General features: G+C 31.9%; 10 protein-coding genes. All 10 read left to right on the forward strand.

Annotated elements, in window-relative coordinates:
- Window positions 1–2 precede the first annotated feature (2 nt).
- Window positions 3–1,193, forward strand: a complete 1,191-nt coding sequence (locus AC1DIT_RS03500) for a glycosyltransferase (protein WP_016132436.1) — start codon at window positions 3–5, stop codon at window positions 1,191–1,193.
- 12 nt (window positions 1,194–1,205) lie between these two features.
- Window positions 1,206–2,399 (forward strand): glycosyltransferase, encoded by a 1,194-nt coding sequence (locus tag AC1DIT_RS03505; protein ID WP_016132435.1) that lies wholly within the window; start codon window positions 1,206–1,208, stop codon window positions 2,397–2,399.
- Window positions 2,400–2,452: 53 nt separating this feature from the next.
- Window positions 2,453–3,013 carry an acyltransferase gene (locus AC1DIT_RS03510; RefSeq protein ID WP_016132434.1) on the forward strand — a complete coding sequence of 187 codons (561 nt, stop codon included), beginning with the start codon at window positions 2,453–2,455 and terminating at the stop codon, window positions 3,011–3,013.
- A gap of 39 nt (window positions 3,014–3,052) precedes the next feature.
- Window positions 3,053–4,234, forward strand: a complete 1,182-nt coding sequence (locus AC1DIT_RS03515) for a glycoside hydrolase family 88 protein (RefSeq protein ID WP_016132433.1) — start codon at window positions 3,053–3,055, stop codon at window positions 4,232–4,234.
- Window positions 4,235–4,348: 114 nt separating this feature from the next.
- The gene (locus tag AC1DIT_RS03520; RefSeq protein ID WP_016132432.1) at window positions 4,349–5,437 is read left to right on the forward strand and encodes an acyltransferase family protein; all 1,089 of its coding nucleotides are present in this window, start codon (window positions 4,349–4,351) and stop codon (window positions 5,435–5,437) included.
- 279 nt (window positions 5,438–5,716) lie between these two features.
- Window positions 5,717–6,598 (forward strand): glycosyltransferase family 2 protein, encoded by an 882-nt coding sequence (locus tag AC1DIT_RS03525; protein WP_016132431.1) that lies wholly within the window; start codon window positions 5,717–5,719, stop codon window positions 6,596–6,598.
- A 1-nt stretch (window position 6,599) separates the two neighbouring features.
- Window positions 6,600–8,147 carry a lipopolysaccharide biosynthesis protein gene (locus AC1DIT_RS03530; RefSeq protein WP_016132430.1) on the forward strand — a complete coding sequence of 516 codons (1,548 nt, stop codon included), beginning with the start codon at window positions 6,600–6,602 and terminating at the stop codon, window positions 8,145–8,147.
- Window positions 8,148–8,624: 477 nt separating this feature from the next.
- Window positions 8,625–9,221: a sugar transferase gene (locus AC1DIT_RS03535; RefSeq protein ID WP_016132429.1), complete on the forward strand. Its 597-nt coding sequence runs from the start codon at window positions 8,625–8,627 to the stop codon at window positions 9,219–9,221.
- Window positions 9,222–9,234: 13 nt separating this feature from the next.
- Window positions 9,235–9,867, forward strand: coding sequence for an acetyltransferase (locus AC1DIT_RS03540; RefSeq protein ID WP_016131132.1), 633 nt, complete (start codon window positions 9,235–9,237; stop codon window positions 9,865–9,867).
- A gap of 13 nt (window positions 9,868–9,880) precedes the next feature.
- Window positions 9,881–11,050: a DegT/DnrJ/EryC1/StrS family aminotransferase gene (locus AC1DIT_RS03545; protein WP_016112627.1), complete on the forward strand. Its 1,170-nt coding sequence runs from the start codon at window positions 9,881–9,883 to the stop codon at window positions 11,048–11,050.
- The last annotated feature ends 275 nt before the right edge of the window (window positions 11,051–11,325 follow it).

Genomic DNA, 11,325 nt, shown 5'->3' on the forward strand with positions numbered 1-11,325 from the left:
TTATGAAAAAAAATTTATTATTTGTTATGCCTAGTCTATCTGCTGGTGGTGGAGAAAAGAGTCTAGTAAACTTATTATCTCAAATAGATTATCAGTTATATAATGTAGATTTATTTTTGTTTAACCATGAAGGTATATTTATGGAATTTGTACCAAAAGATGTACAAATTTTACCTATACCAGAAACATATAAGACGTTTACTTTACCTTTGTTTAAATCGGTCAAAACGTTTTTATTAAAAGGAGAAATATCGCTAGCCTATAATAGATGTATGTTCACCATAAAGAATAGAGCAGGAAAAAATACATCGATAAAGGAACAATACAGCTGGAAATATATCGCTAAGTCTTTAAAGGAAATTGAGAAACAGTATGATGCTACTATAGGGTTCTTAGAAAAAACCGCTACATATTTTTGTGTAGATAAGGTGAAAGCACATAAGAAAATAGGATGGGTACATATTGACTATAATAAATTAGGGATGGATTCGAACTTTGATGCTTTGTACTTCAGAAAGCTAAACAATATAGTTACAGTATCGGAAGAGTGTGCCAATATCCTAAAAAACAGATTTCCTAATCAAAAAGATGAGATAAGCGTTATTTATAATATTGTATCACCGACAATGATACATAAAATGGCTAACCAGGAAAATAAGTATGTTTATACTAAGAAAGATAATGAAATTATTATACTTTCAGTAGGTAGGCTGCACTACCAAAAAGGCTTTGAAATGGCTATAGAATCCTGTAAGAAACTAATAGATAAAGGGTATAAAGTAAAGTGGAATATTATAGGTGAGGGCGAGGAAAGAGAACAACTGACTAATTTGATAAAAGCAAATAAATTAGAAAACAATTTCAAATTGTTAGGATTAAAATCTAATCCTTATCCGTATATAAAACAAGCAGATATTTATGCACAGACATCTAAATTTGAAGGGAAATCTATAGCAATYGATGAGGCGAAAATATTGAATAARCCTATACTTGTTACTGATTTTAGTACCGCGAAAGATCAAATTGACAATGAAATAAATGGATTAATTGTAGATATGAAGCCGGAGGCTATTGCAAAAGGAATTGAGAGGCTTATAAAAGATACAGAATTAAGAAAAAAATTAGTAAATAACCTTTCGAAAGAGAAATTAGGAACGGAAGAAGAAATATATAAGTTATATGAAATTCTATAATGGGTGAGGTTCATGAAAAAAAATATATTATTTATAATGAATAATTTAAATTGTGGTGGGGCTGAAAAAGCCCTAATTTCTTTATTGGGCGTTATAGATTATTCTAAATACAAAGTGGATTTATTTTTATTTAAGCATGAAGGAATATTTATAAATAAGTTACCAAAAGAAGTCACTCTATTACCTGAACCAATAAAGTATAAATATTTTGATATGCCTATAAAAAGGTCTTTGACAGAATTAATGAAAATAGGAGATTTTAAAACGACATTTTCTAGAGGAGTATTAGGGTATCTGGCTAAGACAGAAACGAATGGAGCTATAATCGAACAAAAAATATGGAAATACATGTCGAAATCAATAGATGAAATCAATAAGGAATATGATGTAGCGATAGGATTTCAAGAAAAAAACCCTATATATTTCTGTGTAGACAAGGTAAAAGCGAAAAAAAAGATTGGATGGATACACACGGATTATAATAAATTAGGGATTGATTATAGTAAAGAAAAATTTTATTTTGCGAAACTAGATCATATAGTGACTGTATCAGAAGAGCTAGTTAATATTTTAAGGGATAATTTCCCTGAATATAGAAAAGAAATTGGATGTATACACAATATAGTTTCTTCAAGAATGATAAGGAAAATGTCATTAGAGAAAGTTGGTTTTAAAGAAGAGAACGATAGAAGTATATCATTAATTTCGGTAGGAAGATTGGCTAAAGAAAAGGGATTAGATATCTCTTTAGAAGCATTTAATATACTCATAAAAAAAGGGTACGATCTTAAATGGTATTTGATTGGAGAAGGTAACGTAAGAGAAGAACTTGAAAGAATTATAAAGGAAGAAAAACTAGAAAAAAGAGTGAAATTATTAGGTATAAAAGAAAATCCATATCCATATATAAAGCAAGCAGATATATATATACAGACATCCAGATATGAAGGTAAATCTATTTCTATAGATGAGGCAAAAATACTGGCAAAACCAATATTAATTACTAATTTTGAGACAGCTAATAATCATATAAGAAATAATATCAATGGAGTAATTGCAGAGATGAACCCTATGTCAGTGGCAAATCATCTTGAGTTATTAATAAAAGAAGAAAAATTAAGAAGTAAGTTTATCGATAATCTCAAGAAAGAAGAATTAGGGACAGAGGATGAAGTGAATCATTTGTATAATTTAATAAACAGTTAAGTGTAGCGTTTAAAAATAAGTTAAATAATGAAATACATTCACTGGGGGCAATTATGTTTAATCGGATAAAAAAATCTTTAATGGTAAGATTAGGAATGGTATCTCTTGAGGATTTAACGGTAGAAGCGTGTTTGCAAAGGGGTATGAAGGTAGGAAAAAATTGTAGTGGATTAGCTGGAAGTACAATTGACTATGCTCATTGTTGGCTAATAGAAATAGGTGATAATGTTACATTTGCACCTCAAGTCTATCTCCTTGCACATGACGCCAGTACGAAACGGTATTTAGATTATACAAAAATAGCGAAAGTAAAAATAGAAGACCATGCATTTATAGGGGCAAGGGCTTTAATTATGCCGGGGGTTACAATAGGGAAAAATGCTATTGTGGCCGCGGGAAGTGTAGTAACAAAATCGGTTCCGGAAGGGTGCATAGTTGGAGGAAATCCCGCGAAAATTATAGGGAAAACAAAAGATTATATCAATAAGCACAAATTAAATCTAAAGACAGCAAATCGTTATGATAAAAACTGGACAATAGGTGAGAATATCACACCAGATATGTGTACTAAAATGTCAGAAGAATTAGGTAGTACTGTTGGATATGTTAAATGAGTATTTAAATTATTTTCACGTTGAAAGGGCAATATAAAGATGATATTTCAAATTTTGAGCTATATTGTAATTTTTATTATTTTAATGGTTATTACCATAGACTTAGTACCTGTAATAAAAGATTGGGTACTGAGAATTCATATGGGGAGATATGAGGATAAACCCATATGGAATGAGACTATAACTAAAAAAGGGTCTAAGTGGTTACTAAACACACCAAAAATAAAGGTAACAGACAATACAAGATTAGTTGTAATAGATATGTTGAAAGGAAATTATACGAAAAGCACGATACAACATTGGCAAGAAGCATCATTAGTATTAGGCTTATCCGAGTATTTAAAACATAATGATGATAAGGAAATGAAATCTGAGATTGAAAAATTTTTGAATTCGAAATTTGATAGTAAGGGTCAATGGTTAGAAAAACCTAAGCATATAGACGGAGCTATACTTGCTTACGCTATTATGAAGTTGGAAAATATTGATATAAACAAATACAAAAAAGCATTAGATTATACATGGGAAATGATTAAGGATCATATAGGTGAGGACGGCACAGTAGAATATAGGAAGTTTATGAAAAGCTACAGATATGTAGATACTATAGGGTTTATATGCCCCTTTTTAGTTTGTTATGGTACTAGATATAACGAGGAAGAGTGTATAAATTTAGCAGTGAAACAAATTAAAGAGTATGAGCAATATGGAATGTTAGACAAACATTCACTACCATGTCATGTTTACAAGATTGAGAATAAAGTTCCTCTTGGATTATACGGATGGGGAAGAGGACTTGGTTGGTTTGCTATAGGTCTTATAGATGCGTGGAATGAATTGCCGCAAGATAGTAAATATAAATTTGCTTTCGAAGAAAGTGTTAAAAGATTCGCGGAAGCTGCAATGAGCTTTCAACAAGATAATGGTAGTTGGAATTGGACTGTAACTAGAAATGAGAGTAGGTCTGACTCTTCCGCTACAGCTACGCTAGGCTGGTTTATGTTAAATGCCTCAAAGATAGAGAAGGTATCAAAAGAATGCCTAGATAGCACAGAAAAGGCTATGAGTTATTTAATGAAAGTTACGAGGAAAGATGGGGCAGTTGACTTTTCTCAAGGCGATACAAAAGACATAGGGGTGTATTCCACACTGTTCAATATATTGCCGTTTACTCAAGGGTTCTGCATTAGATTAATCAATTCATATTTAAGTAGGAACTAAACCTTCATCCCCTTTACTCATATTTGTATGAGGCAACTTTATTGATAAAGAAAATAAGTGATTCGAAAATTCGAACCATTTATTTTTTGGGGAAATGAGAAAGGTGGGAATCATATGTTAAACTCTTTAACGTCATTTAGGTTTATTGCTGCGCTAATGGTTTTCTTATTCCATATGGGTGTGTTTAGCCAATATCAATTAGGTTCAGCGGGCGTTCAATTCTTTTTTGTTTTATCTGGCTTTATTTTAGCTTATAACTATCATTCTAAATTTACAGAGCTAAATAAACACAGTATCAAAAAATTCTATAAAGCAAGATTTTCTAAAGTATATCCAGTTCATGTATTAACCTTTCTTCTTTCTGCACCATTAGTTATTTTATACTTTCACCCTAATAGTTTATATTTTATAAAACTTGCTTTTATGTCAATCATTAATTTGCTATTGGTACAAAGCTTTGTACCTAGTCAGGGTACTTATTTCAATTTTAACGGCGTTTCGTGGACATTATCAGTTGAAGCTTTCTTTTATATTATGTTTCCTTTTCTGTTATGGGTATTTATGAAACTTAAAGTTAAAAAGAACATCATTACATCCATATTGGTATTCTTGATAGTATGGATAATTTTATTTCTATTGAATAAAAACTTGGATGAAGATAATCCATTTTTCATTTGGATATTACATATTTTTCCGGTTACTAGATTGTTCGAATTTTCAACGGGTATACTTTTGGGATTGATTTATATTGAAAAATCCGATAAAGCAAACTTTAACAAAAACATATTTACTGTTTTAGAACTACTATGTTTACTTTTATCCATTGCTTTATTATCGTATTCGATAAAATTAGATGTAGGAATTGTTCGTGGTGTTTATTTTGTTCCACTATGGTGCTTGTTAATTTTCACCTTTTCATTTCAATGCGGTATATTTTCAAAATTATTATCACAAAGGCTATTTGTTTACTTAGGTGAAATTAGTTTCTCATTTTATATGATTCACCAAATAGTGATACGATACTTGGATTTCTTGAAGTTAGAAAATACATATAGTTTTGTGGTTTGTTTAATAGTTTCTTTATTGTTAAGTGCAGTAATTTATCAATTTTATGAAGAGCCGTTACGTAAGAAAATTCGTTTTGGTTTTCAAAAAAAACATCAAAAGATACAAGTGTCTTTACCAAAAGAGTTCCTTAAATAAGAGATTTTCATAAAAGATTATTGTTAAATGTAGTCCTAGAAAACAAACATTTTCTTCTTCATAGCTCGAAAAAATTAATATCTAAAGATAACAAGTAGAATAAAGTGTAATAGATTTAGTACGTAAACGAGAGGGAGTATAAATGGATTTTCTTTTTGTGATATTAAAAGATATATTTTCATTTGTAGAAGTTAAGTCTTGAAATAGGCAAACAATTAACTGAAATGATTACTGTGAATAGATGGAAAGAAAAAGTTAGGATAAAAATGAGGGAATTAAATGAGAATAACAGTATTCACTCCAACATACAACAGGAGTTATATCATAGAGAAATTATATAGATCGTTACAAGAACAAACATATACGGATTTTGAATGGCTAGTTATTGATGATGGGTCAAGTGATAATACAGAGGAATTATTCAAGATGTGGAAACTAGAAAAAAACCCATTTCCCATACGGTATTATAAAGTCAAAAACGGAGGGAAACATAGAGCGATTAACAGGGCTGTCGATTTGGCTGAAGGTGAAATGTTCTTTATAGTAGATTCTGATGATAATCTTACAGAAGATGCTTTAGAAAGTATAGTAAGTTGGGAAAATACCCTAGAAGATAAAAAGCTATTTTGTGGTGTTTCGGGTAATAAAGGGGGGAGTATTGAGGACCTCGTAGGGACAACATTTGAAGGTAAATATATTGATGCAACTTCACTTGAACGGAATACATATAATATAACGGGAGATAAGGCTGAAGTTTTTTATACTGATATATTAAGGAAATATAAGTTTCGTGAGTTTGAAGGGGAAAAATTTATGACAGAGGATACAGTATGGAATAAAATGGCTTATGAAGGTTATAAAATAAGATGGTTTAATAAAACAATATATATATGTAATTATTTAGAGGATGGTTTAACTCAAAATATGAAGGAGATATTCGCCGGAAGTCCTAAAGGTACAGCATATTATATGAAGCAGCAAATTGAATTTTATAAGTGTGGTCCAAAGGGTAGATTATCCTATTATAATTTATATTACGATTTTGTTAAGTCTAATTTAAATGTAAAGAAGGCCGCAGAATACTTAGGTATTCAACCGGTTACTTTAATGGCAGCTATCTTTTTGGCCAAATGTAAAAAAATTATATCAAGAAGGTCTTAAAATGAGGATAAAAAACTCCATAATTAATATATCTGCTGGGATCGGAAACCAAATCATTGTTACATCTTTAAGCTTCATTTCACGAACTGTATTTATCAATAGTCTAGGTATTGAATATTTAGGTATAAATGGATTCCTTACCAATATATTATCCATGCTTTCTTTAGCTGAGGCAGGGATAGGTGCTAGTATAATGTATAGTCTTTATAAGCCGGTCGCAGAGAACGATCAAGAAAAGATTAACGTACTTATGAGATTGTATCGGAAAGCATATATGGTAATCGCCTTAATTGTCTTGTTACTTGGATTGTCCTTGATGCCATTTCTTGGTTATTTCATTAAAGATTCGAATGTCGAAAATATCCATTGGATTTATCTTATTTTTCTATTCAATACAGTTGTACCTTATTTGTACATGCATAAGAATTCATTCTTAAGTGTTTCGCAAAAGGGTTATATTGTAACAGGAATATATTCTATATCTTCAATTGCATCTGCTTGTCTCAAGATTGGAATACTTCATTTTACAAAAAATTATATTCTATACTTAGTTATTGATAGTGTGATAACAGTCGCTACTAGCATTGTTTTGGCAATTATAGTCAACAGGATGTATCCATTTTTAAAAGAGAAAGTTTCGGGTGTATTAGATGCTGAAACTAAAGAGAAAATTGTTAAGAATGTGAAAGCGATTGTACTACAAAACATAGGGAATTATTTAGTATTGGGTACTGATAACATTATTATATCTTCATTTATCAGTGTGGCGGCAGTCGGATTATATTCTAATTATAATATGTTAATAGATATTTGTAGAAACTTTACTTATCAAATCTTTAATAATACATATCATAGTGTAGGAAATTTAGTAGCAGAGGAAAGCGTAGAGAAAGTTTATAGTGTGTATAAAGTCTATATGCTTTTAAATTTTTGGTTATACTCATTCTTCTCTATACTTTTATGCATTACAATAGAACCTTTTATCACTTTATGGATTGGAACAGAGTATCTTATGAGCAAAAGTGTGTTGCTTGTATTAATAATTATTTTTTATGAAAGGGGCATGAGGAATTCCATAACGACTGTAAAAACTACAGCGGGTGTTTTTCATGAGGATAGATATGCGCCTTTGGTTCAAGCTGCTGTTAATTTAGTAATTTCTATTGTATTAGTTAAGTATATGGGAATAATAGGTGTCTTTATTGGTACACTTGTAAGTGTGCTTGTTGTTCCTTTCTGGATTACTCCTTATTTAGTATACAAAAATGTATTTAATAGGTCTGTAATGGATTATTTCTTGAAATACTCCTACTACGCAGCGATAGGTATAGGAACGTATTTTATTACAAGTTTCTTGAGCAATTTCACGTTATCAGGCAATTTCTTGGAATTATTGTTAAAGGGAATGATTTGTATCATAGTTCCTAATGTGATTTATATATTGATTTTTTATAAAACAACAGAGTTTAAATATTTATTTGGGATTATTAGAGGGATTTCACAAAAGTTATTAAAAAAATTCAATTTAAACAAGAAAATTTCTTATTAATTTTAACTAAGATATTGTTAAATTCTATTACCATACGTTTTAGAGAAAGCCCTGTGAACTATAGACTATGGAATGAAGCCCTTCTTAGTTCATACTGACTGATTAGGGACAAGGTGATGACTACGGCCAAATATGTATTCAATGATGTATCTATTGGCACAAGTACAAATGCTAGATTAATAGATAATACTATCATTAACTGAATGTAGAAATAATAAACCGCTATCTTTGTATAAAAATATAGCGGTTTTATTATGGGCTTAGGCGTCCGATACTTTAGGAAACGAAGGATTGTATCTATAACATACTGAGTGAAGAAATTTATAGAAGAATATACACTGCAAATGACTTTCATGTTATGTATATGAAACTGAGGGTAGGATTAAATTGGGGAGAATTACCAAAAACAATTAGAAGATTAGAATCCTGCTCTGTGGGGAACTCTCCAAAAAATTTTCGATTGGAGTATAATTATTTATGAAAAGATTTTTTGATTTATTCGTTTCTTTATCATTATTGGTGTTACTGTTAGTTCCTATTAGTATAGTAGCCGTATTAGTTAGATGTAAGTTAGGTTCCCCCATCATATTTAAGCAGCAACGCCCGGGATTACATGGTGCGTCTTTTTCTCTTTACAAGTTTAGATCTATGACTGATGAGAAAGATAGCAACGGCAATCTGTTGCCTGATGATGTAAGGCTTACTAAGTTTGGGGGATTTCTTAGAAAGTGTAGTTTGGATGAGTTGCCACAGTTATTCAATGTTATAAAAGGAGATTTAAGTTTAATAGGTCCCAGACCACTATTAATGGAATATTTAGAGTTATATACAGAAGAACAATCTAGGCGGCATATGGTAAGACCAGGAATTACAGGATGGGCTCAAGTGAATGGAAGAAATGCAATTTCATGGGAAGAGAAATTTGATTTTGATGTGTGGTATGTCGATAATAGGACTTTTTGGCTTGATATGAAAATTTTGTTGTTAACGGCAAAGAAAGTATTTAAGTCAGAAGGAATCAATCAGGTTGGGCATGTAACTGTGGAAAAATTTAATGGTACAAAGAATTCTTGAGGAGGTGAGATGGATGCGAATAATTATGATTGGGGCAGGTGGCCATAGTAAAGTAATCCGAGATATTATCCTATCATATGGAAATTATGAAATCATTGCGCAATTAGATGATGTGTATAAAGAGTTAAAAGTTGAGGATGGCGTTTATTTTGGACCTATTTCTGCAGCTGTAAAGTTAATGGATGAGCATGTAGATACAAAGTTCGTGATAGCTATAGGAAATAACAGAACAAGAAAGATAATTATGGAGCAGTTAGAGATTCCCAGTCATCGCTATGCGACGCTTATACATAAACAGGCTATTGTTAGTTTAAGTGCAAAGATTGGAGCTGGTACGGTTGTGATGCCCGGTGCAATTATTAATGCAGATGTTGAGATTGGGAATCACGTTATTGTCAATACAGGCGCTATTGTTGAACATGACAATAAGGTAAAAGATTTTGCGCATATTTCTCCTAATGCTGTATTGACTGGATCTGTTATTGTAGGGACAGGGGTACATGTAGGAGCAGGAGCTAATGTGATTCAAAATCTCACAATTGGAGATTGGTCTATTATCGGTGCGGGAGCAACAGTCATATGTGATATTGTAGCGAATTGTACAGCAGTGGGTATTCCGGCTAGGGTAATAAAAAAAGAATTATAGGAGAGTGTTTAAAGTGACATATTCGCAGGAAAAAACAAGAATCTATCTCTCCGCTCCACATATGAGCGGTAATGAACAAAAATATATAGGGGAAGCATTTGATATGAATTGGATTGCTCCACTTGGTCCAAATGTAGATGCGTTTGAAAGTGAACTTTCATCCCATGTTGGAGTTCTTGATGCGGCTGCAGTTAGTTCAGGAACCTCTGCTATCCATTTGGCACTTCGCTTATTGGATGTAAGAGATGGAGATACAGTGTTTTGTTCAAGTCTTACCTTTGTAGCGAGCGCAAATCCAATTTTATATTTAGGGGCTACACCAGTATTTATTGATTCAGAGCCTGAAACATGGAATATGTCACCGCAGGCTTTAGAATGTGCATTACGTGATGCAAAAGAGAAAGGGGTACTTCCGAAGGCAGTAATTGTTGTGAATCTATATGGACAAAGCGCTAAAATGGATGAGATTCTTTCGTTATGTAATACATATAATGTTCCAGTAGTGGAGGATGCAGCGGAATCACTTGGTTCTTCCTACAAAGGTAAAGCGAGTGGAACATTCGGAAAATTCGGTGTTTATTCATTCAATGGAAATAAAATCATTACAACCTCGGGCGGAGGTATGCTTGTTTCGAATGATGTCGAAGCATTGAGAAAAGCAAGATTTTTAGCTACTCAAGCAAGAGATCCGGCTCCACACTACCAACATAGTGAGGTTGGATATAATTATCGTATGAGTAATATTTTAGCGGGTGTAGGTAGAGCGCAGCTGCAGGTCTTACAAGAGAGAGTACATGCAAGAAGACGAATATTCGATAGATATTATCAAGAATTATCTCACATCCCAGGTATACAGTTTATGCCTGAGTTAGAGGATACTTATTCAAACCGATGGCTTACAGTTCTTACTGTAGATGAAGAAAAAACAGGAGTATCGATTCAGACATTACTGAAACAACTGGAAAATGAAAACATTGAGGCGCGTCCTGTTTGGAAACCTCTTCATATGCAACCGCTATTTGAGGGAATAACTTATTATTCTCATAGTGAACGTGAAGATATTGCTAGAAAACTATTTGAAACCGGTCTATGTCTTCCATCTGGATCAGGTATGACAGAAAAAGATCAGACAAGAGTTATTACATGTATTAAGAATATATTGACGGTAAGCGCTGGCATGTAAAGATAAAAAATAGAAAGAGCTTTAATTAAGAAAGGCATTAATGAACTAGGAGGATTTAATATCTCATTCAGTGCCGTTTTTGTGAAATTTCATTTTACGGAAAAAAATTTTTTTTGAATGAAAATCACAGCAATCCCTATAAAGAGTGAAATAGTAAGCGTACATAATCTTGTGGTAAATGCGAATTATATTTTTTGCTAGCATTATTAGTGGTAAACGCATATTATATCACCCCCTTTGTAAAAATGGTATACATATAAAAAGGTTATTCTCCT

This window comes from Bacillus sp. 05T22 (genome assembly GCF_056396765.1).

Excerpts from the sequence above, each read along its gene's own strand:
- AC1DIT_RS03505 (WP_016132435.1), top strand. The coding sequence starts at position 1,206 with ATGAAAAAAAATATATTATTTATAATGAATAATTTAAATTGTGGTGGG.
- AC1DIT_RS03510 (WP_016132434.1), top strand. The coding sequence starts at position 2,453 with ATGTTTAATCGGATAAAAAAATCTTTAATGGTAAGATTAGGAATGGTA.
- AC1DIT_RS03515 (WP_016132433.1), top strand. The coding sequence starts at position 3,053 with ATGATATTTCAAATTTTGAGCTATATTGTAATTTTTATTATTTTAATG.
- AC1DIT_RS03520 (WP_016132432.1), top strand. The coding sequence starts at position 4,349 with ATGTTAAACTCTTTAACGTCATTTAGGTTTATTGCTGCGCTAATGGTT.
- AC1DIT_RS03525 (WP_016132431.1), top strand. The coding sequence starts at position 5,717 with ATGAGAATAACAGTATTCACTCCAACATACAACAGGAGTTATATCATA.
- AC1DIT_RS03530 (WP_016132430.1), top strand. The coding sequence starts at position 6,600 with ATGAGGATAAAAAACTCCATAATTAATATATCTGCTGGGATCGGAAAC.
- AC1DIT_RS03535 (WP_016132429.1), top strand. The coding sequence starts at position 8,625 with ATGAAAAGATTTTTTGATTTATTCGTTTCTTTATCATTATTGGTGTTA.
- AC1DIT_RS03540 (WP_016131132.1), top strand. The coding sequence starts at position 9,235 with ATGCGAATAATTATGATTGGGGCAGGTGGCCATAGTAAAGTAATCCGA.